At 66.7% G+C, this 21,578-nt stretch carries 21 protein-coding genes; 12 read left to right on the top strand and 9 right to left on the bottom strand.

Going from position 1 to position 21,578, the window contains the following annotated elements; translation table 11 throughout:
- The 6 genes from K3U93_RS12075 to K3U93_RS12050 are packed head-to-tail and all read left to right on the top strand — an operon-like array spanning position 1 to position 6,724.
- Complete coding sequence (locus tag K3U93_RS12075; RefSeq protein ID WP_083009714.1) at positions 1-999, top strand: alpha-ketoacid dehydrogenase subunit beta; 999 nt, start codon at positions 1-3, stop codon at positions 997-999.
- On the top strand, positions 992-1,228 hold the full coding sequence (locus K3U93_RS12070; protein WP_083009715.1) for a lipoyl domain-containing protein: 237 nt from the start codon (positions 992-994) through the stop codon (positions 1,226-1,228). The genes K3U93_RS12075 and K3U93_RS12070 overlap by 8 nt, the downstream gene beginning before the upstream one ends.
- A 20-nt stretch (positions 1,229-1,248) precedes the next feature.
- The gene (locus tag K3U93_RS12065; RefSeq protein WP_083009716.1) at positions 1,249-2,121 is read left to right on the top strand and encodes an enoyl-CoA hydratase-related protein; all 873 of its coding nucleotides are present in this window, start codon (positions 1,249-1,251) and stop codon (positions 2,119-2,121) included.
- 8 nt (positions 2,122-2,129) lie between these two features.
- A complete protein-coding gene (locus K3U93_RS12060; protein ID WP_083009717.1) occupies positions 2,130-3,671 on the top strand; it encodes an acyl-CoA synthetase in 1,542 nt (513 codons plus the stop codon).
- Between the two features lie 30 nt (positions 3,672-3,701).
- Positions 3,702-5,051, top strand: a complete 1,350-nt coding sequence (locus tag K3U93_RS12055) for an aromatic ring-hydroxylating oxygenase subunit alpha (RefSeq protein WP_083009718.1) — start codon at positions 3,702-3,704, stop codon at positions 5,049-5,051.
- Positions 5,048-6,724 carry an FAD-binding protein gene (locus K3U93_RS12050; protein ID WP_083009719.1) on the top strand — a complete coding sequence of 559 codons (1,677 nt, stop codon included), beginning with the start codon at positions 5,048-5,050 and terminating at the stop codon, positions 6,722-6,724. Before K3U93_RS12055 ends, K3U93_RS12050 begins: the two co-directional genes overlap by 4 nt.
- Before the next feature lie 66 nt (positions 6,725-6,790).
- On the opposite strand, the gene K3U93_RS12045 is transcribed toward K3U93_RS12050, so the two are convergent.
- Together K3U93_RS12045 and K3U93_RS12040 are read right to left on the bottom strand one after the other, a co-directional pair.
- A complete protein-coding gene (locus K3U93_RS12045; protein ID WP_083009720.1) occupies positions 6,791-7,621 on the bottom strand; it encodes an enoyl-CoA hydratase-related protein in 831 nt (276 codons plus the stop codon).
- A gap of 295 nt (positions 7,622-7,916) precedes the next feature.
- Positions 7,917-8,462: a class I SAM-dependent methyltransferase gene (locus tag K3U93_RS12040; protein WP_083009721.1), complete on the bottom strand. Its 546-nt coding sequence runs from the start codon at positions 8,460-8,462 to the stop codon at positions 7,917-7,919.
- A 328-nt stretch (positions 8,463-8,790) separates the two neighbouring features.
- Here K3U93_RS12040 and K3U93_RS12035 point away from each other — a divergent pair, with 328 nt between their 5' ends.
- Together K3U93_RS12035 and K3U93_RS12030 are read left to right on the top strand one after the other, a co-directional pair.
- On the top strand, positions 8,791-9,462 hold the full coding sequence (locus K3U93_RS12035; protein WP_071508890.1) for a TetR/AcrR family transcriptional regulator: 672 nt from the start codon (positions 8,791-8,793) through the stop codon (positions 9,460-9,462).
- Between the two features lie 197 nt (positions 9,463-9,659).
- Positions 9,660-10,082, top strand: coding sequence for a hypothetical protein (locus K3U93_RS12030; protein ID WP_083009805.1), 423 nt, complete (start codon positions 9,660-9,662; stop codon positions 10,080-10,082).
- A gap of 104 nt (positions 10,083-10,186) precedes the next feature.
- On the opposite strand, the gene K3U93_RS12025 is transcribed toward K3U93_RS12030, so the two are convergent.
- Positions 10,187-11,074: an SDR family NAD(P)-dependent oxidoreductase gene (locus tag K3U93_RS12025; protein WP_083009722.1), complete on the bottom strand. Its 888-nt coding sequence runs from the start codon at positions 11,072-11,074 to the stop codon at positions 10,187-10,189.
- A gap of 638 nt (positions 11,075-11,712) precedes the next feature.
- Here K3U93_RS12025 and K3U93_RS12020 point away from each other — a divergent pair.
- Complete coding sequence (locus tag K3U93_RS12020) at positions 11,713-12,522, top strand: SigB/SigF/SigG family RNA polymerase sigma factor (protein WP_083009723.1); 810 nt, start codon at positions 11,713-11,715, stop codon at positions 12,520-12,522.
- A 110-nt stretch (positions 12,523-12,632) separates the two neighbouring features.
- Positions 12,633-13,268, top strand: a complete 636-nt coding sequence (locus K3U93_RS12015) for a hypothetical protein (protein ID WP_083009724.1) — start codon at positions 12,633-12,635, stop codon at positions 13,266-13,268.
- A gap of 56 nt (positions 13,269-13,324) precedes the next feature.
- Here K3U93_RS12015 and K3U93_RS12010 read toward each other — a convergent pair whose 3' ends face one another.
- The 5 genes from K3U93_RS12010 to K3U93_RS11990 all read right to left on the bottom strand — a co-directional run bounded on the left by K3U93_RS12010 (position 13,325) and on the right by K3U93_RS11990 (position 18,909).
- The gene (locus K3U93_RS12010) at positions 13,325-13,801 is read right to left on the bottom strand and encodes a nitroreductase family deazaflavin-dependent oxidoreductase (RefSeq protein WP_083009806.1); all 477 of its coding nucleotides are present in this window, start codon (positions 13,799-13,801) and stop codon (positions 13,325-13,327) included.
- Positions 13,802-13,920: 119 nt separating this feature from the next.
- The gene (locus tag K3U93_RS12005) at positions 13,921-14,685 is read right to left on the bottom strand and encodes an SDR family NAD(P)-dependent oxidoreductase (protein WP_083009725.1); all 765 of its coding nucleotides are present in this window, start codon (positions 14,683-14,685) and stop codon (positions 13,921-13,923) included.
- The gene (locus K3U93_RS12000) at positions 14,682-17,027 is read right to left on the bottom strand and encodes a CaiB/BaiF CoA transferase family protein (RefSeq protein ID WP_083009726.1); all 2,346 of its coding nucleotides are present in this window, start codon (positions 17,025-17,027) and stop codon (positions 14,682-14,684) included. Before K3U93_RS12000 ends, K3U93_RS12005 begins: the two co-directional genes overlap by 4 nt.
- A 7-nt stretch (positions 17,028-17,034) precedes the next feature.
- Positions 17,035-18,006: an enoyl-CoA hydratase/isomerase family protein gene (locus tag K3U93_RS11995; protein WP_083009727.1), complete on the bottom strand. Its 972-nt coding sequence runs from the start codon at positions 18,004-18,006 to the stop codon at positions 17,035-17,037.
- A 198-nt stretch (positions 18,007-18,204) separates the two neighbouring features.
- On the bottom strand, positions 18,205-18,909 hold the full coding sequence (locus K3U93_RS11990) for a TetR/AcrR family transcriptional regulator (RefSeq protein WP_083009728.1): 705 nt from the start codon (positions 18,907-18,909) through the stop codon (positions 18,205-18,207).
- Between the two features lie 216 nt (positions 18,910-19,125).
- On the opposite strand from K3U93_RS11990, the gene K3U93_RS11985 reads away from it, so the two are divergent.
- Positions 19,126-19,701 carry a SecDF P1 head subdomain-containing protein gene (locus K3U93_RS11985; protein ID WP_071510445.1) on the top strand — a complete coding sequence of 192 codons (576 nt, stop codon included), beginning with the start codon at positions 19,126-19,128 and terminating at the stop codon, positions 19,699-19,701.
- A gap of 29 nt (positions 19,702-19,730) precedes the next feature.
- Positions 19,731-20,561, top strand: a complete 831-nt coding sequence (locus K3U93_RS11980) for a sugar phosphate isomerase/epimerase family protein (RefSeq protein ID WP_083009808.1) — start codon at positions 19,731-19,733, stop codon at positions 20,559-20,561.
- Between the two features lie 3 nt (positions 20,562-20,564).
- Here the strand turns inward: K3U93_RS11980 and K3U93_RS11975 are convergent, their stop codons facing one another.
- Positions 20,565-21,563, bottom strand: a complete 999-nt coding sequence (locus K3U93_RS11975) for a Gfo/Idh/MocA family protein (RefSeq protein WP_083009729.1) — start codon at positions 21,561-21,563, stop codon at positions 20,565-20,567.
- Positions 21,564-21,578: the final 15 nt, after the last annotated feature.

Here is a 21,578-nt window from a genome sequence, read left to right as displayed (position 1 = left end):
ATGCGGGAAAAGGAGATGACGATGCGCGAGGCGCTGAACCTCGCGCTCGACGAGGCGCTCGCCGCCGACGACCGGGTGTTCCTGCTGGGTGAGGACATCGCCGATCCCGGCGCCTCCGGCCCGACCGCCGGATTGTCGACGAAGTACGGCCACGACCGGGTGCTGGACACGCCCATCTCGGAGGCCGCGATCCTCGGGGCGGCGATCGGTGCCGCGATCGACGGGATGCTGCCGGTCGCCGAGATCATGATCATGGATTTCATCGGCATCGCCGCCGACCAGTTGATCAACAACGCCGCCAAGCTGCGGTTCATGACCGCGGGGCGGACGGCGGCGCCGATCACCGTCCGCACCCAGGTGTACGCCGGGTTGGCCACCGGAGCCACGCACTCGCAGAGCCTGGAGGCGTGGTTCATGCACATTCCCGGGATGAAGGTGATCGTGCCCGCCACCCCGCGTGACGGCAAAGGCCTACTGACGGCGGCGATCTTCGACGAGGATCCCTGCCTGTTCATCGAGACCATCCGGCTGCAAGGTAAGAAGGGGCCCGTCCCCGTCGAACCCGGCTTCTCGATCCCGTTGGGGCAGGCCGATATCAAGCGCGCGGGCACCGACGTGACACTGATCGGCTACGGGCGCAGCGTGCACGACGCACTCGCCGCGGCGGCCACCCTGGCCGAACAGGGGGTGAGCGCGGAGGTCGTCGACCTGCGCACCCTGGTGCCACTCGACGTCGAGACCCTCGTCGAATCCGCCCGGCGCACACGAAAAGTGGTGATCGTGCACGACGCGGTGCAATTCGCCGGTCCGGGAGCCGAGATCGCCGCGATCCTGCAATCGGAGTTGTTCGGGGAGCTGGCCGCGCCTATCGAGCGGGTGGGCGCCAGGTTCGTGCCCAGCCCGGCCGCGGCGGAACTCGAGGCGCAGGTGTACCCCTCGCCGGGGCGGATCGTCGCGGCCGCCCAGCGCACTCTCGACAAGGCCAAAGCGCATGGCTGACTTCGTTATTCGCATTCCTCGGGTATCGGTGGCGGTCTCGGAAGCCGAGCTTACCGGCCTGCTCGTCGACGCCGGCGCGCACGTCGAGGCGGGCACGCCGATCTACGTGATCGCCACGGAGAAGGCCGAACAGGAAATCGAAGCCGGGGCGTCGGGCACTGTGCACTGGACGGGCCGGGTCGGGATCACCTACGACATCGGCGCCGAAATCGGCGTCATCACTTCTTGAACTAGGAAAGGTGAGCACGTATGGACCTCAACGAGACCCGCGAGAGAATCGTCTACCAAAAAGAGGGGCCGATCGCGAAGGTCACGCTCAACTGGCCCGAAAAGGCCAACGCACAAGACCAGAAGCTGGCCGAAGAGGTCGACGCGGCGCTGCTGGACGCGGACCGCGACTACGACATCAAGGTGCTGATCCTCAAGGCCAACGGCAAAGGCTTCTGCTCGGGGCACGCCATCGGCAACAACGCGGTCGACTACCCAGCCTTCGTCGAGGGCGCAAAGGTCATGGGCTCTCCCTGGAAGCCGCAGACCGACCTGTTCGTCAAGCCGATCCTGAACCTGTGGGAGTTCTCCAAGCCCACCATCGCGGCCGTGCACGGCTATTGCGTCGGCGGGGGCACCCACTACGGGCTGACCACCGACATCGTCATCGCCGCCGAGGACGCCTACTTCTCCTACCCGCCGCTGCAGGGCTTCGGCATGCCCTCGGGTGAATGTTCGATCGAGCCATGGGTTTTCATGAACTGGCGCCGCGCCGCGTATTACCTGTATCTCGCCGAGGTCATCGACGCCAAGAAGGCGCTGGAGGTCGGCCTGGTCAACGAGGTGGTTCCGCGCGATCAGCTGGAAGCGCGGGCCGACGCCATCGCCCGGCATATCGCCCAGGCGCCGATGACCACGCTGCTGGCCACCAAGGCCAACCTCAAGCGGGCCTGGGAGCTGATGGGCATGCGGGTGCACTGGCAGAGCTCCAACGACCTCGTCGCGCTCGCGTCGATCAGCAAGGACGTGCAGCAGCTGATCCAGCAGGTGTTCAAGGACAAGGTGCTGCCGTCCGAGCAAGCCCGGCGCCAGGCCGCGGCCGCCTCCTCCACCGACGGCGCCGCAACCACTTAGGTTCGCCGGTGAACATCGCCGACCACGCGATCACGGCCGCGGAGTCGCCGGCCCTGATAATCGACGACGGCACAGTCTCGTTCGGCGAACTCTACGCGAGAAGCCGACGGGTCGCCGCCGTCCTGCACGGTGCCGGCCTACGCCGCGGCAACGGCGTGGCGCTGGTGTTGCCGAATCGGCCCGAGTTCTTCGAAATCGCCTGGGGCTGCCAGCTTTCTGGGCTCTACTACACCGCCGTCAACACCCACTTCACCCCCGGCGAGGTCGCCTACGTGATCGACGACTCCGGCGCGAAGGCGGTGTTTGTCGACGCCTCAGAGGCTTCCGGGGCCACCCTCGCCGCCCACGTCCGCCGTGCCAACACGGGCGTCGAGGTGCACATGGCCGTCGGGGGCAAGCTGCCCGGCTGGTGCGCCTACGAGGATGCCCTGGCTGCAGCCGGCGAGGCGGCGCCGCTGTCGGACGGATCGGAGATGCTCTACTCGTCCGGCACCACGGGGCGGCCCAAGGCCGTCCGCAGGCCACTTCCGTCCGACGGCAACGGATCCTGGGCGCAGGCGGTGTTGGAGATGGCGCTGATCCACAAATACGGGATGAGCCCGTCCAGCGTGTACCTCTCCCCCGCGCCGCTCTACCACGCCGCCGGGGTGAACTACACCATGGCGGTGCACCGCGTCGGTGCCGCCTCGATCCTCATGCGCAAGTTCGACGCCGAGGCCGTCCTTCGGCTCATCGAGACCCACCGCGTCACCCACGCCCAATTCGTGCCGACGATGTTCGTGCGGATGCTCAAGCTGCCCGAGGCGGTCCGGCACAAGTATGACGTGTCGAGCCTGAGGTGCGTGATTCACGCGGCGGCGCCCTGCCCGGTGGATGTCAAGCACCGGATGATGGATTGGTTCGGACCCATCATCCACGAATATTACGGGGGCACCGAGGGATTCGCGGGTACCACGATCGGGCCCGAGGAGTGGCTCGCCCATGCCGGCTCGGTGGGTAAACCGATGTCGCGCGTGCACGTGGTCGGCGACGACGGGCGGGAGCTTCCCGTCGGGCAGCCCGGGGAACTTTACTTCGAAGGTGGACCCGATTTCGAGTACTTCAAGGACCCCGCCAAGACCGCGTCGGTGTGCAACGACCGCGGCTGGCGGTCCTTGGGCGACATGGGTTACGTCGACGAGGACGGCTACCTGTACCTGACCGACCGGTCGACGTTCACGATCGTCTCCGGCGGGGTGAACATCTACCCGCAGGAGGTGGAGAACGTGTTGGTCATGCATCCCAAGCTGGTCGACGCGGCGGTGTTCGGCGTACCCAACGAGGAGTTCGGCGAGGAGGTCAAGGCCGTCGTGCAACCGGCCGATGGCGTCGCGCCCGGGCCCGCGCTCGAAGCCGAGCTCATCGAATACTGCCGAACTCGCCTGGCCGGCTACAAGTGCCCGCGCACCATCGAATTCGACCCGGAGCTGCCCCGCGATCCCAACGGAAAGCTCTACAAGAGGCGCATTCGCGAACGCTACTGGCAGGGGCGGGCGTCGCGAATCGTGTGAAACGAGGAAAAGAATTTGGTGAGCATCGATGTGAACTGGACGCCGCTGCCGGTGCCATGGGCGGTCCAGATCCCCGACCGGATTCCCAAGCAGCGGTACTACGATCCGGAGTTCTACGCGCTGGAGGCGGAGATGTTCTGGCCACGCGTGTGGCAGATGGCGTGTCGCCTCGAGGAGATCCCCAAGCCCGGTGACTTCGTGGAGTATGAGATTCTCGACGAGTCGATCATCGTGGTGCGGGTCGACGGCCGCAACGTGCGGGCCTACCACAACGCGTGCCGGCATCGCGGGGTAAAGCTGGTGGAGGGCAACGGGTCTCGACGGTCCTTCGTCTGCCCATTCCACGGCTGGTGCTGGGGCATCGACGGGCGCAACACGTTCGTGCTGCGTCCCGAGGCGTTCGCCGAGGAGAACCTGCGCCCGGAGGATCTGCAACTGGTCTCGGTCAGGTGCGAGCTCTGGGGCGGATGCGCGTGGATCAACCTCGACGACGCGGCGCCCGCGTTGCGCGAATGCCTCGAGCCGTTCGCGTCGATTTACGATGCGTGGCAGGTGGAGTCGCTGCGTGTCGAGTGGTGGCGGTCGTGCCGGCTGCCGGTGAACTGGAAGCTGGCGACGGCGGCGTTCATGGAGGGCTACCACGTTCCCCAGACCCATCCCCAATTGCTGCCGTCGGCGCAGACCGGCAGCCCGTCCGAAGCGGTGCATCCCGTCGTCGCGAGCAGCCTCTACTTCATGCGCACCCTCGGAGAAGGCATGGGCGGCATGACCCACGGGAACGACATCCGCATCGCCGAGGGCCTGCAGCGCATCGAGTTGCCGGCCGATCCGGCCGAGGCGATGGTCGCCTGGCGCGGTGCCCTCAACGACGCGGTCGTCGCCTGGCATCGAGCCCGCGGCAGCACGATGCCCGACCTCAACGAGCTGGTCCGCCGCGGAATCACCGACGCCATCGGCTTCTGCTTCCCCCACCACTTCATCCTGCCCACCTACAGCAGCGCCTCGTCGTACCGGATCCGGCCGTTGGGCCCCGAGGAAACGCTGTTCGAAATCTGGTCCCTCACCCGCTTTCCCGCGGACTTCTCCGCGGGCAAACCCGAACCGCCGGAGCCGATGGCACCCGACGACCCGCGCTGGCCGCCGATCCCCGCCCAGGACTTCTCCAACCTGCCGCGACAGCAGAAAGGGTTGCACTCCAAAGGCTTCGAGTACATGCGGCTGTCGGGCCAGATCGAAGGCTTGATCTCGAACTTCGAACGCGTCGTCGACGGCTTCCTCGCGGGGCTACCGTACGACGCGCTGGTGCCCGCGATCCAGAAGACCAACACCACCATCGACGTGCCGGTGGCCGACCTGGGTTTCACCGCGGGGCCACGGTGACCATCCACTGGGACCGCTCCGTCGACCTGCTCATCGCGGGCAGCGGCGGCGGGGGCATGGTGGCCGGGCTGGCCGCACTCGACTGCGGGCTCGAGCCGCTGATCGTCGAAAAGCAGGCGCTGGTCGGCGGGTCGACGGGGCTTTCGGGCGGCATCGTCTGGATGCCGAACAACCCGTTGATGCGGGCCGAGGGCGTCGCGGACTCGCACGAAGACGGCCTGGCCTACCTGGCCGACGTGGTCGGCGACATCGGCGCGCCGTCCTCGCCCGCGCGCCGCGAGGCGTTCCTCACCGCGGGTTACGAAATGGTCAATTTCCTTGTCCGCAAGGGCGTTCGGCTGACCCGGTGTGAGGGCTGGAGCGACTACTACCCGAACCACAAGGGGGGCAACGAGTTCGGCCGCGCGGTCGAGGGAATTCCCTACGACGCCGCCGAGCTGGGTAGCTGGAGCGACAAAGTTCAGCCGCCGCTGGCCAAGAATTACGGGTTCGTGGTGCTGACCAACGAGTTGCGCTCGGTCCAGTACTACAACCGTTCCCCGCGCGCGTTCGCGGTGGCCACAAAAGTGTTCCTGCGCACCGCGGCGGCGCGCCTCCGCCGGCGCCGGATCCTCACCAACGGCGCTTCACTCATCGCCCAAATGCTCAAGGCGCTGATCGAGCTCGCCGATGGTCAGCCTCCGCTGTGGACGAACGCCGCGCTGGACGACCTCGTCGTCGAAGACGGCCGGGTCGTCGGCGCGCGTGTCATCCGCGACGGCACGCCGTTGAACGTCGAGGCGCGAAGGGGGGTCCTGCTGGCCGCGGGCGGCTTTGGCCACAACGCCGAGATGCGCCGCCGGTACAGCGGCGCCCAACCCAACGAGGCGCGGTGGTCGATCGCCAACGCCGGGGACACCGGCGAGGTGCTGCAGGCCGCGATGCGGCTGGGCGCCAAGACCGATCTTCTCGACGAAGCCTGGTGGCTGCCTTCCGTTTTCATCGCCAACGGCGGCGCGGCCGCCGCGTCGCTCGGTTCGGGACGGCAGCGGCCCGGCGCCATCTACGTCGACTCAACCGGCCGGCGATTCTGCAACGAGTCGAACTCGTACGTCGAGGTCGGCAAGGCGATGTACGCCAACAAGGCGGTGCCCTGCTGGATGATCTTCGACGACGGGTACGTGCGCCGATACGTGGCGGGCACCAACCCGTTCAAGCGGCGCCTGCCGTCCGGGCTGATCGAAAGCGGTGCCGTCAAACGCGGCGACACCCTCGCCGACCTCGCCCACCAGATTGACCTTCCCGCAGACGAGTTGGCGCGGACGATCCAGCGGTTCAACCGGTTCGCCGCCAAGGGCCAGGATCCCGACTTCGGGCGCGGCCAGTCGGCCTACAACGACTGCCTCGGCGATCCGGGGCATCGGCCCAACGCCGCCGTCGGCCCGCTCGACCGCGCTCCGTACTACGCGACGAGGGTTTTCCCGGCGGACGTCGGGACGTGCGGGGGCGTGATCACCAACGAGCACGCGCAAGTCCTGGACGAGCAGGACCTGGTGATCGAGGGCCTGTACGCCACCGGCAACACCACCGCGACGGTGATGGGCCGCACGTATCCGGGCGCCGGCGCGAGCATCGCCGGCTCGATGGTGTTCGGCTACGTCGCGGCGCGGCACGCCGCCGGGCGCATGCGCTAGGTTGCGCGAGCAGACACAGAATCGCCCAAAACCAGGGGTTTTAGGGCGATTCTACGTCTGCTCGCCCTACTCGTCGCGGCCGACGAAGTCGCGTGGCTTCATGCCCGACTGCATGAGCTCGGCCCGCCGCGCCTGAACATCCGACGCGGCGCCGACCATGTTAGTCAAGATGTGGCTGACCTGAAGGTGCACCCGCATTCCCATCAATTCCCAGGCCCGTTTCACGTTGTTCTTCACCGCCATCAGGGTGGTCAGCGGGATTTGTGCGATCTTGCGTGCCATCTCCTCGACGGTGGCCTCGAGGTCATCCCGCGGCACCACCCTGTTGAGCAGACCCCAGTCGAGCGCCTGCTGCGCGGACAGGGTTGGCGCCAGCAGCAGCCAATCCATGGTGCGGTGCCAGTTCATCATCAGCCACGGCTCGATCATGGTGTGCCCGCCGGGTTCACCGAGGCTTTGGGCAAGCGGCATCTGGAAATACGCGTCCTCGGATGCCACACAGAAGTCGGTCAGCAGGCCGAGGTAGATCCCGCCGCCCATGCAGTAGCCATGGATCTGAGAAATCGTCGGCTTGGGAAACTCCCATAGGTACAGCGTCGGCCACAGAAACAGGTCGGCGGTGCCTTTGTAGAGCTCCTCGAAGGTGTTTCCGAAGTCCGGGTAAGGGTTTTCGTCCGGGCCCCAGCGGGCCACGTGTCCGCCGCAAAAGCCTTTTCCGTTGGCCTTGAGGATGACGACCTTGATCTCGTTGTCGCGGTCGGCCTCGTGCAGGCAGTCGTCGACCTCGGTGACCAGGACCGCATCCTTGGTGTTGGCCTTGTCGACCCGATTCAAGATGATCCGCGCAATCGGCGGTTCGCGTTCATAGATGATCGCTTCGAGCACGCGCCGCTCCATACGCGTGACATTACCGGACGCCGGCACGTCCGTGGCCGCCGAGGAACCGCTCGCTCCGGTCGACGACGGCCCGATGTTCGAACCCGTTGTGCTGAACCGTAATCGAGGTCATGCGCTGGGGACTCGCGTTTGGATCCCGAGTCCGCGGTGAGGGCGAGGTTTTCGGAAATTCTCGACCGTGGACGCAGACTCGGACGCGGCGCTGTGCGGGCCCACGGCACACGTGACGCGTTTTGGCAAAGCGCCTACGGCCCAAAGACGCTCGGCCTCACCGGCCGACGCAACGAAAGGACCGTCAGCCGCGTGCCAGTAACCAGGCGCGCCCGTCACCCTCGCCGGCGGCCACCTGGTCGAGTTCGGCGAACGCCGCGGCCAGCTCGCCGGGCGCCGCGCGGAACGGCCCCGGCTCGGCCCCGACCTCGCTGAACACGACGATGGCGAGCAGCCCGCCCGGTGCCAGGCGCTCGACGATCGCCCGATAGAGGCGGCGATCGCGGAACTTGTGGCAGAGGATGACATCGACGGGCGGCCCGGCCGGCAGCCCGTCGTCGAGATCGAGCACGTCAAATTGGCAGTGGTCGCCGACCCCGCCGCGCTCGGCCAGGTCCCGCGCCTGCCCAATGGCCACCGGAGAGATGTCCAGGCCCAAAACGTCCAGCCCTCGGCGGGCTAGCCAAACCGCGGCGCGTCCCTGTCCGCACGCGAGATCGAGAGCCCGCCCCGCGGCCGGGAACATGTCCGCGTGGCGCGCCAGGACGCCAGGCGGCCCAACCGCATTCACCGGCGGCGGTCCCTGACTCGCGTACCGTTCGTCCCAGCGAAGCCGGTCACCCTCGGCCATAGGCGCCACCCTAGAACTAACCGCGCCGGAGCCCATCGGCACCCAACCGTCGGCCATCGCCCCACACTGGACCGGTGTCTAGAGAAGCGGATTCTTCGGCCGACAGCAGCCCCGTCGCCCGGGCCCTGATGACGGCGCGGTTCGTCAGCTTCCACAAGGTCGCGGGAAACTCGACGAGACCGTCAACCACATCCCGGGGGTGTGGCCTGAAAGCACTGTAGTGCACGGGAATTCACTTGAGTCGCTGTCCATGCGCCAAGCTGGCCGCGCATAGACGTTATGATCCAGCTGTGGAAATGACCGAATACGAGTTCGCCGTTCGCTGAGCATGCGCAGTCACGGTTGGGCGGGTAACACGCCGGCCTCCGACGAGGAGGCGATCGAGCGCATCCTGGATGCCGCGAACAAGATCATTGATGAACGTGGCTCAGCGATGCGGATCGCCGACGTCGCACGGGCGCTTGGCGTGACCCGACAGACCGTCTATCGGTACTTCCCCGGAACGGAGGCGTTGCTGGTGGCGACCGCGATGCGGTCGGCCGACGGCTTCCTGGATCGTTTGACAACCCATCTCAAAGGTGTCACCGACCCGGTCGTGGCAATGACCGAGGGAATGGCATTCGCCATCGAACAGCTGGCCTCCGACAACCAGGTCGAATTCGTGCTGAACCAACGCCACCGCGGCGGCCAGACGATCTCCATCACATCGGACACCGCGTTGGCGTTCGGCCGTTCGATGCTGCATCGCTTCGACGTCGATTGGGAGCGCCACGGTTTCGACGAGGCGGGCCTGGACGAATTGAACGAATTCAGCCTCCGGCTGCTGCACTCTTTCCTCACTGATCCGGGCCGCCCGCCTCGCGGCGGCGCCGATCTCCGCCGATACCTCACCCGCTGGATCGGGCCCGCGATCGCCTATCCACAGATGGTGCGCGCGATGGAAGCCCTGCGAGGCACCGAGCCGCCGCGAGCGCGCAGGCGCCCGTCGAGAGCGTCTTGACATGGATGCACGGATTCCTCTCAGTCATCTAAGCTCAGATACATTGTGCGCCACTATATTTCGCGACACAGGTCGACCACGGTGGATACTCGGGAGCGGTGTTCGGCGATCCCCGACGAGCGACGACCGATAGAGGAGCGAGCGTGGCGGGTCTGGGACAAATCGCGCTGAACAGCGCACCGGTGTTCGGCGGCGCGATGCTGGCCATCGCGGCCGGGCAATTCAGAGGGCCGGACTACCGCGGGCTGATCAAACAAGATTTGGACCTGCTGGATCGATTGCCGCCGGAGTCCGCCGAACGACGTGCCGCGCTGCAACGCACCATCGATGCCCGCATCGATGACCTGGTCGAAGCCGCCGACAGGAGCCGCGCGTTACGCAAGGCCGCGATGTCTTACCAGGGCAACTGGCGGGACGTGGTGCTGCTGCTCTGCGTGCTGTTGTTCACGGTCATCTGGTGGGACGTCAATCATGCCCGGAGCAATTGGCTGCCGATGTTCATCTTGCTGATCCTGCTGTCGGTGGTGGCCGCCGCCTACGCGTTCCGGGGCGCGCTGCGCGCCGCCCGTTCGTTCGCGCGAAGGCAACGCGATGGAGATCGACTTGGTCACGCCTCGTAATCCCCACGCAATTGACTCGCCCCTGGTCGTGGCGGCCGATCTTCGGACCGTTGTCGCGAAGGCCCCGCCGACCCTCTCGTCGCCGAGCCGGCTCTGAAGTGCGCTCACCGCGTGGCCGCGGCGCCGATCATCTTGTGCAGCTCCTCGACCGACCACGGCCCGGCGTCATGGTGATCGCGATACCCCAACACGCGCGGCGTCGGCCGATCGAGGCTCCCGACGAATCCACCCGCGGCAACAAAGATTTGACCCGTCACGTCGCGTGCCAAGTCACTGGCGAGATAGGCATAGAGCGGCGCCACGAACGCGGCCGGAGCGGCATCGAGCGAGGCCCGCATGGTCATCTCGTCGAGCAACCCGCGGCGATAAAGGTCCTCGATGTGTTTTTCATACTCGGCGCCCGTCGATAGCCGGGTCCGCGCACCGGGACACACCACGTTGGCCCGCACACCATGGCCTTTCAGTTCGGCCGCGATGGCCATCGTCAGTCCGTTGACGGCGCCTTTGCCCGCGGGGTAGCCGGTGCCGCCGTAGTCGCCGAGAAAGGCCACCGAGCCGGTGTTGACGATCGTCCCGTGCCCCTGCGAGGCCATGACGCGGGCCGCGGCCCGGCAGGTGTGAAACGCGGTGCCGAGGTGCGCGCTGATCAGGCGGTCGAATTCCTGCGGTGAGATGTTCAGGATCGAGGAGCCGGCAGGCTCGGCGGTCCCGGCGCAATTGATCAGGGCGTCTAATCGCCCGAACGTGCTCATGCATTCTTCGACGAGCGCGTCGGCGATGGGCTCCTGGTCGGCGGCTCCGATTACCGCGGTGGCCCGCCCTCCCAACCCGGTGAGCGCCGCGACGGTCTCCTCGACGGCGTCGGCGTCACGCCCGTTGACCACCACGCCGGCGCCGAGGTGGCAAAGCAGTTCTGCGACCGCGCGCCCGATACCGCGGCTGCCGCCGGACACCACCGCACCGCGCCCGGCCAGCAGGCCCTGGCTGTTCATCGGCACCAGCTCCGGAATGCCCGGAACACATTGTGCCAGTGGCCTTCTCGACGGTGACCGGACGCAGTGGGCGGGATCGCAATCATTAGCCGAACAGTACCCCCAGCCAACACAAAGATGAGAACCGCAACCCAAACGTTCGCGCCCGGCGGCGCCCGTCACCGCGTGCACGGCGCCCGCCGCAGAAGATCCGCTGCGTTGCATGGCTACCTAGAAGGCCCATGTAGGCCCGGCCTGGCCAGTAGCGACGGTTCTTCACACCGCTAGCCAGCGAACTTCGGAAGCCCACGGGGAACCGAATCCCGGGCGGGTCAGCGCGGTGAGGCGTATAGTTGCCAATGAAGTCCGTTTCTGGACATGTCGCCGTTTAGCTAAAAGCGGTCAGTCAGCCGCACGGCTGCTGGGCCCAGCGTGGCTCCGGCGATGAAGCACTAGTCACGCCCCTCCACCGTTGCGTGCGCTGGCAACCGACTCGTCCTGCGGATACGGGTGCAGCGGAGGCGCCGTGCGCAACATGCCTGCGATGTCTCCCTGCGCATCAGAGGAAGTGTGCCAAGAATGCAAACCTGTTCGTGCGCTTATGGTTACACCGCTTTTGTTTATACGATGCGTCTGATCGGCAAGACGCGCCCCGGCCTATGACCGGCGTAGCAACCGCGCCCCGCCCCACCGGGCGGGCTAGCAGACAATCGGACGATTCCTACGACGACGTCGTCGAGATGTTCGCAGCGCTGCGCCAGATGCCCGCGGAATCCCACGAATACAGCCGGCAACGCGAACGCATCGTGGCCCGATGCCTGCCTCTCGCCGACCATGTGGCCAGCCACTTCGCCCGACGCGGCGAGGGCCTCGACGACCTGACTCAGGTCGCGCGCCTGGGGCTGATGAACGCGATCAACCGGTTCGACCCGGCCAAAGGACCCAGCTTCATTGGATTCGCGGTTCCCACCATGATGGGCGAGGTCCGGCGCTACTTTCGCGACTACAGCTGGGGCATGCGTGTGCCGCGACGATTGCGCGAGCTACACGTACAGATCAGCAGGGCGACAGGGGATTTGGCCCAGAGGCTGGGACGCGCACCGACGGCCAGGGAGCTATCCGAGGCGCTGGAAGTTTCCCACGAGGAAATCGTCGAATGCCTCATCGCGGGCGACGCTTACCGGCTGGAGTCCCTGGACGCGCCCGTCGGTGCCGACAGCTCCGGCAAGCCGCGGCTGGTGGCTGACGCCGTCGGTGGTATCGATCCGCAAATAGAACACATCACCAACCGGGAAGCCGTGCGCGTCCTGGTGGCCGCGCTCCCCCAGCGCGAACGCCAGGTTCTACACATGCGATTCTTCGAATCGATGACGCAAAGCCAGATCGCCGAGCGAATCGGCGTGTCGCAGATGCAAGTCTCGCGCATCCTGGCCAACACCCTGCGCTGCCTGCGCGACCAACTGGAATAGCCCGTACCTCAACCGTCAGGAAACCGCCAGGACCTTCGGCAACACGAGGCGATGTACTGTGCGATTCAGGACGGTGTCGCCAGCAGGTGCCTGGAAGGGAGCACGATGCGATGAGGATTTCTCGGACGGTGGTCGCGGGCGTGGCGGCGGTGACGGCGCTGACGGTGCCGGTGGCCGGCTGCGGCAACAAGCCGGCATCGTCGACGTCAAAGTCGTCGACGTCAAAGTCAGGATCGTCCACGTCGGCGCCGAGCACCCCCAGCTCAGCTCCGGTTTCTTCGGCGCCGGCACAGCCGACCGACTACACCGGGCTGTTGATCCAGGCGACCGACATCGAGGCACCGGAAGCCTTCACTGGCAGCCCCCCGATAAGCAACCCGAATGGCCAACCGGGTGTCGCGACGACGTTCAGCACCCAGGACGGCGGCCACGTCATCAAGGACACCATCCAGGTCCTCGCGGATCCCGGCGCCGCTACAAACGCGTTGAACGCGGCGAAGGGCGCACAGGGTGGCGCCGTCAAAGACCCGACGACGCAATCGTCCACCGTCGGCGCCGGGGGAACGACGCTGCTGGGGAATTCGCCGGACGGGTCGAAGGGCGTGACGATACTTCTGTTCACCGAGGGCAAGGCGTTGGTCACGCTGGAATTCGACGGCCCGGCCGACTCGCTCGCGCCGCCGGACTTCGTCACCGACGTGGGTCAAAAACAGGACGCGGCAGTCAAGAAAGGGCTCGGCGGCTGAGCTAGGCCTGCGGCGCACGGGCCCAAGCGTTATCGCCGTGGTGACCGCGATGGGCATCACGCGGTCGGCGTGAGAAGAAACAAACGGAATTGGCGCGCCCCGGCGCGGTCTTGGGCGATCTGATAATTCGGCCAATACGCCAGGGCCCTGGCCCATGCTTTGTCACGTTCCTCTCCGGTGAGCAACCGCACCTTCGCGGTGCAGCGATCGCCGCGCCGGCGAACGCTAACCCGTTCTGCCGCTTTAAGATTCGCCGACCACGACGGGTGGCGCTCCCGGCCCCAATTGGAGCCAACCACCAGCAGCCCATCCCCGTCGGGCACGCATTGCACCGTCGCCGTGCGGGCAAGGCCTGTCTTGCGGCCCGAGGTGGTGATCCGCACGCTGGACAGGCCGATGAGGTCCAGGACACCGACGCGCCCGCCACTCGCGAAACGGAGCAGGGATTCGAGTCCCTCGGCGATCGGCCGCCCTTTCAGGATCAGCCAGCGGTATGCCGTCGGGTTCCGCGCCACCCGCTGCAGTGGATTCATGTGCTTCACTCTATTCCCGGCCGGTCCGCTCCGGGCATCCGAACGATGAAATCGTCTTGGCTACTTTGGATTCCGTGCACGACGGCCCACAGCGTTTCGATTGACACCCACCATCGAAATCACCACGTTTGTTCGGCCGCGCGCACCAGCATATGGTTGACGGCCACCCGGCGGTCGCGGGTCACCATGAACAGCACCGCGTCGGCGATGTCTTCCGGCCGTAGCTTGACCATGCCGGCGGTCTGGCGCTCGAACGCTTCCCGCGACGGCGCGGCCAGATGGCTGAAGATCTCGGTGTCGACCGTTCCGGGACCGACCACCCCGACGCGGACCCGCTGGCCGAGCACCTCTTGCCGTACGCTCTCGCTGAACGCGTTCACTCCGAATTTGGTGAGCGAATAGACCGCGGTGTTGGGGCGGGCCACCCAGCCGGCCGTGGAACTGATGGTGACCAGATCGGCCACCCCGCGCGGCGAGTCGGCGGCCGCGTCGATCAGGTGCGGGAGCGCGGCCCGGGCGACGTAGAGGACCCCTTGCACGTTGACCGCCACCATGTCGTCCCAATCCCGCAGTGACGCCTCGGCCGCGGGCCCCGACCGCATCAGTCCGGCGTTGTTCACCACGGTGTCGAGGCGCCCCAATGCCGCGACGGTGCGTTGCACGGCCGCCGATACCTGCTCGGCGTCGGTGACGTCGGCGGGCACGATCAACGCTGTGCCCCCGGCGGATTCGATGTCGGCTTTCAGGTCGGCCAGCCGATCGGCCCGGCGTGCCAGCAGCGCCACCGCGGCGCCCTCCGCGGCCAGAGCTTTCGCCGTTGCCGCGCCGATGCCGCTGCTGGCGCCGGTCACCAGGGCCGCGGTGTCCGCCAGTACCCCCGTCATGTCCTGCCTTCGGCCGGCGATCCGGCGCCCAGGATCTCGCGCAGAACGTACTCGGTGTCCTCGCCCAGGTCCGGCGCGCCGCGCGCAATCCGCGCCGGGGAGCGCGCCATCCGCCACGACGGACCCACAATCGGACGCTGGCCTTCGCGGTGATCGGTGACGAAGCGGTACAGCTCGCGATCCCACAATCGTTGGTCGCCAATGACATCGATCGCGGTGGCGCTCTTGTTCGCCGGCACGCCGGCCGCCCGCAGGCGGTGCGCGAGCCGCTCGGCATCGTGGCTTCGGGTCAGCCGCGCGAGGTCGGCGTCGAGCGCCTCGGCGTGGCCGCGTCGCTGGTCCGCCGTGGCGTAGCGGGGGTCATCGGCCAGTGCGGCGGCATCGAGCACGTCGCACAGCCGACGCCATTCGGTGTCGTCGGCCACGGCCACGGCGATCCAGGAACCGTCCGAGCATGGATAGCAGCCGTGCGGGCCCATGCCGGGGTGGTTATTGCCGTCGGGCCCGAGGCGCTGTCCGGTTAGGCTTTGCTCGAGCAGACGGTCCCCGATCATCGAGGAGAGGGTCTCCACCGCCGACACGTCGACGAATTGGCCCGCGCCGCCGAGTTCGCGATGCAGCAGTGCCACCACGGCGGCGTACGCGGCGGCGGCGCCGACGGTGGAATCGCCGTAGCGCATGCTCGTCCCGAGCGGAGGCCCCCCGGGATAGCCGACCAGCGAAGCGAGCCCGGCCAGCGCGGCAAAGCATGGCGCGTAACCGGTTTGGTGCCCCAGCGGCCCGTCGTTGCCCCACATTTTGATCGACACGGAGATGATGTCCGGCTTGATGGCCCTGAGCTGTTCATACCCCAAGCCCTGACGCTCCATCGCGCCCGGGCGCAGATTGTTGACGACGATGTCGCTGCGGGCGATCAGCTCGCGCAGCCGCGCCATACCCTCAGTCGACTTGATGTCGAGGTCCACGCTGAGGATCTCGGGATTGATGCTCAGAAAGTAGGGCGCGTGGTCGATGTCGGTGCCGCCGTAAGCGCGCATCTCCTCTGGGCTGGCGGCCGTTTCGACCTTGATCACTTCGGCGCCTAAGAGCGCCAGCAGTTTTCCCGCGTACGGACCGGCCCACACCTTGGTGAGCTCCACCACGCGTACCCCTTCCAGCGGGCCGCCGCGGGGATTTTTGGGCGGCTTCAGCTGTGCCGACTTGACCGTCGGCGGCGGGCGCGGGGTATCGACCCGGTCCAGGACCTCGGCGGTGTGCTGGCCCAGGGTCGGTGCGGCAGAGGTGATTTGCGCCGGAGTTGCGCTGAGCGCGTACGGCACGGTGGGATATGCCGCGTCGCCCAATACGGGGTGGCCCACGCGCTGGAAGTAGCCGCGATGGCGGTACTGCGGCGAGCGGTGCAGGTCCGCGGCACCGTTGACCGGGACCAGCGGCACGCCCAGGCGCTGGGCCTCATCGGCCGCGGACTCCTTGGCCAGGTCTCGCACCCAGGCCGCGAAGCCCCGCCGAAATACGGCGACCTTGTCGGCGGTGACGGAGAACTCCAGCCAGTCGTCGTCGAAGGCGTCGAGCCATGGCGGATGACCCATGAGTTCCTTCACCCCGAGCCAGTGGGCGCCGCTGGTGATGTACAGATAGACAAAGCCGTCGGCGCACGCGAAGAACGCCGCCGGACCCGCCTGGTCGTAATCATCGCGACGGCCCTCGGCCGCAATCTCGCCGGTGATGAATCGGCCCAGGATGCAATCGGCGCGGGAGACCAGTACGGCATGCTGGGAAACGTCGATGAACTCGCCCCGGCCGGTATGCAGACGCCCGAATAGCGATGACGCGACACACAGCGCCGCGTCCAGTCCCGCTTCGTAGTCGGCCAGGAATCGCCCCGGTCCCTGCAGCGGCGGTTTGCCGGGGTAGGCATGGCTGGGCGTGTGGTACCCCCAGCCGCTGGCGTGGAACACGTTGATGCTCTTGGCGTTGTCGAACTCGGCGGGCGCTCCCCGCCCGAAGGGGGTGATCGAGCAGAACACCGCATCGGGGTGCCGTTTGGACCGGTCCGTGGCACGGTCTTCGATGACGGCGTCCGCGGTACCGATGAGCTTGTGGAGGCGCTCGACGTCGAGTACGACGGACCGTTTGTTGGTGTTGAGATAGGCGAACAGCGCGCTGCCTTCGGGCCCGGCGTCCTTGGCGACGATGGGTGCCATCGCCCGGGTGGGGCTGCCGCGTTCCGGCGCCTCGACCTTGATCACCTCGGCGCCGAAGTCGGCCAACAGCTTTCCGCAGTACTCTCCCGCGACCGACTCGGCTAGCTCAATGACCCTGATGCCCGTCAACGCCGGCATGGCTGGGTCAGGGCTTCTTGCGTCCCGAGCGGCTCAGGCGCCACTCCGGCGGGAAGTTCATGTCGTTGTCCTTCACCACATTGTTGAGGCCCTTGCTGAAGGTGCCCTCGGTGAGATCGACCTCGTTCTCCTGGTCGTTGGCGATCAGCGGCAGCATGCCCTCGACCATGCCGGTAAGCAGGCTCCCGAAGTACTCGCCCTTGTGTTGCTTGTACAGCTCCAGGAAGGTCTTCTGCACCGCGACCGTGTCGGTGGGCCGCGAACGGGCACAAGCCATCGCGTATTTCAGCGTCTCGTCTTCCAGCTTCTCGCGGGGCACCACGCTGTTGACGAAGCCGCACTCGTACATCTCCTTCGCGCTGAACGGCCTTCCGGTGAACAGCATTTCGGAGAACTTCCGCAGTCCCATCGTCTCCGCCCACCACCACAGGCGTGGTCCCCAACCCACGTAGCGGAAGGCCGGGTGCCCGAAAAGCGCGTCGTCGGAAGAGACCACGAGATCGGCGTCGCCGGCCTGATAGAAGTGCCACCCGTAGCAGTAGCCCTTGGCCTCGATGATGCTGATCTTCCGCAGCTCCTGCAGCGGCCGGTTACCCGCGCGGGCCTTGGCATAGAAGTCGGTGACGGTGGACAGGTAGCGGTACGACCCGCCGGGCGGGTACTTGACGCCGTCATCGTTGATCGCGAGCTCGTGCAGCAGCGGCATGCCGGGGTTTTCCAGCATCCCCCGCTGTTCCGGCAGGTCCCCGCCGCTACCGAAATCCTCCCCCTCGCCGCGGATCACCACGACCTTGACGTCGTCGTCCACGTTGCACTTGTGGATCAAGTCGGCGTAGTTCTGCCGCATCCCCAAGGTGGTGGAATTCTGTGCCTCGGGCCGATCGAAGGTGATGTAGGCGATTCTGTTCTCGACGTCCTTCTCGAACTTGATGTACGGCTCGGCTTCCTTTTTCATCTTTTCGTAGTCGTATTCGGGCATGTCATCTCTCCAACTTCTTTTACTCATATGGTTAGCGCGGGCACGGTCCGGCCATGCAGGCTGGCGTCGCGGGTGACGTACGTGCCGTATGCCGGGCGGGTGGCATGCGGATGACCCTCATCGGCTCCAGCGCCTTGTTGTGGCGATTTATACACTGCGCTTAAACGCATTTGGTCTGACGGCCCGCGAAACATCGGTTCACTCTATTCTCGTAGAGAACCATACGGCGGGTGCTGTGGCAAGACTTGCGCGACGCGGTCCGCCAGCCTCGGTCAGCCGGCCCTTGTCCGAACTCTTCAGGATGCCGGTGGCGATGGCTGCCAGGATGGCGTCGAGCTGTTCGGGACTGTCGACAATCCGGTCGCCGTGGGCGAATCGCAGCAGCAGGCCGTTGATGAACGTCAGCGTGACATTGCTCAGATCCTCGACCACGGCCGGTTCCAGCTCGGCGCCGCGCGGCATCAGCCGCACGAGGATCTCCCGGTGCAGCTTGGTGAATCCGTCCGTCGCCTGCTGCAAAATCGCGGCCAGCGCCGGGTCGCGAGTGGCCTGCATCGTCAGCTCGTATCTGGCCCTGGTCCGGGACAACTGTGGCTCACCGCCGGCCTGGATCACCACCTGCGACAACCGCGATGGCGAGCCATCGCTTGCGCAGCCGTCGGCGCTGTCGGCGACGGACTGCAGGCTCGCCAGGTCGAGTTCGGCCAGCCGCTCGGCGACGGCACGCAGCAGTGCCGAGCGGGTGCGGAAGTAGAACGACGTGGTGCCGTCCGGCACGCCGGCCTTGCGGTCGACCTTGAGATGGCTCAAGCCCTTGGCCCCGTCTTCGGCCAACAGATGGATCGCCGCATCGCACAGGTCGCGGCGGCGCTCCGCGGGATTGGGCTTTCGTCGTTTGTCCATCGAAGGTCCGTTATCTCGGACCGAAACGCTACTCTATATTCGTAGTGCCGGTAAAGGGTCGCAATCCGCAAGCGACCTCGCCGCCCGCGGGAATCGCCGCCGATGCACGCGAAAGCGGTTGCCGAACAAGGCATATAGATTGCGCACCAGAGCAACGGGTTTTCGGGTGAAAGTGTGTTGCAATAATCTATTGTCGATGCCGACGAGAGGAGCGCCGTGGCGGGCCGCCGGGCAAGGCTGACGGGCATTCTTCTGCTCGGCGCCGTGACGTGTGGCTGCCACCCCACGCAGCACCCGGCCCCGACCACCAAGTCGACCACCACCGTGCCGCGAACCACGAGCCAACCGGCGGCACCCGCCGTGAACATTCAGCCGTTGCCGGTTCGGCAGGTGCAGAGGTCACAGCCGACCATGCCCAACAAATGCCCCGCCGCGAATCCGGCCGGCCCGGTAGCGCCGGGCAACGTCCTGGTTACCTGTGACGTCGCCCGGACCACCGTCTACACGCTGGGCCCCGAGACGATGCAGCTCGCGCTGACACACGTGGACCCACCCAGATCGCTGACGTCGGGTTTTTATGAGGTGAATCTGACGATGGACCCATCGTCGGCGTCGGCGTGGGCGGCGTTCACCGCCCAGCACCTGCACGCCCATGTCGCCTTCGTCCGCGACGACCTCGTGCTGGAAGCGCCGATCATCCAAGAGCAGGTCACTTCCGGGAGGATCGCGCTGACCACCCAAACACCCCAAGCCGCCGACCGGTTGGCGCAACTGGCGGGCCGCCCCGCGTGACCCGCATCCACACGACTCCCGGAAGCGGCATGGACCGGCTAGGCATCGGGTTCCTCAACGGATTCGGGCTTCCGCCAGTCGATTTCGTCAATCTCACCGCCGACCTCGGCTGCAGGTACATGTCGGCCGTAGTGCGCGGACTGCCATTGGTGGCGCTCGGCTATCCGCCCTTCTCGCTGAAGGACGACGCCGCGCTCAGGCGAGACGTGCTCGCCGCCCTGAATGATCGCGGAGTGGCGATCTCGCTCGGCGATGGATTCCTCGTGCTGCCCAGCGCCGAGATGCGGGCGTTCACAGCGGATCTCGACGTCTTGGCCGAGCTCGCCGTCCCGCGGATAAACGTCGTCAGCCTCGACCCCGATCTCAGCCGCACGTTCGACCAGTTCGCTCTGCTGACCGAACTTGCCGCCCAACGCGGCATCCAGACGGTCGTCGAACCGGTACCCGGCCTGACCATTGGCGACCTGCCCACCGCGCTGGCCGCTCGGGAACACGTGGGACGGCCCGAGTTCCGATTGTTGATCGACACCATGCACCTCGTGCGGTCGGGATCCGGCGCCGCCGAGGTCGCGGCCATCAACCCCGAGCACATCGGCTACGCGCAACTCAACGATACGACGCTGCGGCCTCGCATCGACAACTACATGGAGGAAGCCATGTTCGAGCGCATGGTTCCCGGTGAAGGCGAATTGCCCTTGCGCGACATCCTTTCCGCGCTTCCCCTCGACGTCGTCATCGAAATCGAGGTGCCGAGGCGGTCGTTGGCGCTGGCCGATGTCGGCCCGATCGATCGCCTCCGCCCATGCGTCGAGGCGGCACGCCGTCTGTTGTCCGAAGTAGCTTCTGACCTAAGGGATTAGAACTTAGCTCGGGTAGCGGAGCGGAAGGCCGGCGGCGCGATAGATCGCGTCGACGACGGTCATGTTCTCGACCGCGTCCTCCGGGCTTGTCCGCACCGGCTCGGCGCGCAGCACCGCCGCGGCGAAGGCGTCGAGTTGATACGCGTAGGAGGCGCGGTGCGCGAAACGCTCCACGCGTCTGCCGTCGGGTGATCGGACCGAGAGCCTATGGAAATAATTGGGCATCACCGGATTCAACACCCGCAACTCGCCGTGCTCGCCGACGACGCGAGCGCTGATCTGCAGCAGATGCGACGACCACAACGAGCAGCGGACCCGGCCGGTGTGCCCTTCGGCGAACCGCACCTCTGCCGTCATGGCCCGGTCGATCTGCGGGTCGCGCAATTTCGCTTGTGCCGAAACGACTTCCGGGGTCGATCCACCGAACGTGCGGACCATGTGGACCGCATAGCATCCGGCGTCCATCGTGGCGCCACCGGCGAGCGAATAGTCGTAGCGGATGTCGGAAAACTTCGGCAGCGGGAAGCACAGGGCGGCCTCCACCCGCTTGAGTTTGCCCAACTCGCCGGAGGCGATGATCTCCTCGACCCGCCGACTCAGCGGGTGGTAGCGATAGTGGAAGGCCTCCATCACCACCCGGTCCGAATTCGCGGCAACTCCGGCGATCTCACGGGCTTCGTCCGCGTTGGCGGCGAACGGCTTTTCGCACAGCACATGCTTCCCGGCGGCCAGGGCGGCTCGGGTCCACCTACCATGCAGCCCGTTGGGCAGCGGGTTGTAGACCGCGTCGAGGTTCGGGTCCGAGATCAGCGCCTCGTAGCTTTCGTGCACCCGGGGGATGCCGTGTTTGGCGGCAAAGGCCCGCGCGCGCGACGCGTCGCGTGCCGCCACCGCGGCGACCACCACGCCGTCGTTTTTCCTGTTTTCCCGGGCCGGGTTGATCAGCGCCAAGGGCGCGATGCGGGCCGCGCCCAGGATGCCGATCCGCACCTGTCCAGACACGGACCCGACGCTAGC

It is taken from the genome of Mycobacterium malmoense (genome assembly GCF_019645855.1).
Classification (GTDB): Bacteria; Actinomycetota; Actinomycetes; order Mycobacteriales; family Mycobacteriaceae; genus Mycobacterium; species Mycobacterium malmoense.
The sequence above is the reverse complement of the archived record's forward strand: the minus strand, read 5'-3'. Positions and strand labels throughout refer to the sequence as shown.

Bases quoted from the DNA above. Each gene is read 5' to 3' on its own strand.
- K3U93_RS12010 (WP_083009806.1), bottom strand. From the start codon at position 13,801: ATGAATCCACTGCAGCGGGTGGCGCGGAACCCGACGGCATACCGCTGG.
- K3U93_RS12075 (WP_083009714.1), top strand. From the start codon at position 1: ATGCGGGAAAAGGAGATGACGATGCGCGAGGCGCTGAACCTCGCGCTC.
- K3U93_RS11980 (WP_083009808.1), top strand. From the start codon at position 19,731: ATGGACCGGCTAGGCATCGGGTTCCTCAACGGATTCGGGCTTCCGCCA.
- K3U93_RS12030 (WP_083009805.1), top strand. From the start codon at position 9,660: ATGCTGGCCATCGCGGCCGGGCAATTCAGAGGGCCGGACTACCGCGGG.
- K3U93_RS12000 (WP_083009726.1), bottom strand. From the start codon at position 17,027: ATGCCGGCGTTGACGGGCATCAGGGTCATTGAGCTAGCCGAGTCGGTC.
- K3U93_RS12025 (WP_083009722.1), bottom strand. From the start codon at position 11,074: ATGAACAGCCAGGGCCTGCTGGCCGGGCGCGGTGCGGTGGTGTCCGGC.
- K3U93_RS11995 (WP_083009727.1), bottom strand. From the start codon at position 18,006: ATGCCCGAATACGACTACGAAAAGATGAAAAAGGAAGCCGAGCCGTAC.
- K3U93_RS12065 (WP_083009716.1), top strand. From the start codon at position 1,249: ATGGACCTCAACGAGACCCGCGAGAGAATCGTCTACCAAAAAGAGGGG.
- K3U93_RS12015 (WP_083009724.1), top strand. From the start codon at position 12,633: ATGAGGATTTCTCGGACGGTGGTCGCGGGCGTGGCGGCGGTGACGGCG.
- K3U93_RS12005 (WP_083009725.1), bottom strand. From the start codon at position 14,685: ATGACGGGGGTACTGGCGGACACCGCGGCCCTGGTGACCGGCGCCAGC.
- K3U93_RS12045 (WP_083009720.1), bottom strand. From the start codon at position 7,621: ATGGAGCGGCGCGTGCTCGAAGCGATCATCTATGAACGCGAACCGCCG.
- K3U93_RS12035 (WP_071508890.1), top strand. From the start codon at position 8,791: ATGCGCAGTCACGGTTGGGCGGGTAACACGCCGGCCTCCGACGAGGAG.
- K3U93_RS12020 (WP_083009723.1), top strand. From the start codon at position 11,713: ATGACCGGCGTAGCAACCGCGCCCCGCCCCACCGGGCGGGCTAGCAGA.
- K3U93_RS12070 (WP_083009715.1), top strand. From the start codon at position 992: ATGGCTGACTTCGTTATTCGCATTCCTCGGGTATCGGTGGCGGTCTCG.
- K3U93_RS11990 (WP_083009728.1), bottom strand. From the start codon at position 18,909: ATGGACAAACGACGAAAGCCCAATCCCGCGGAGCGCCGCCGCGACCTG.
- K3U93_RS12040 (WP_083009721.1), bottom strand. From the start codon at position 8,462: ATGGCCGAGGGTGACCGGCTTCGCTGGGACGAACGGTACGCGAGTCAG.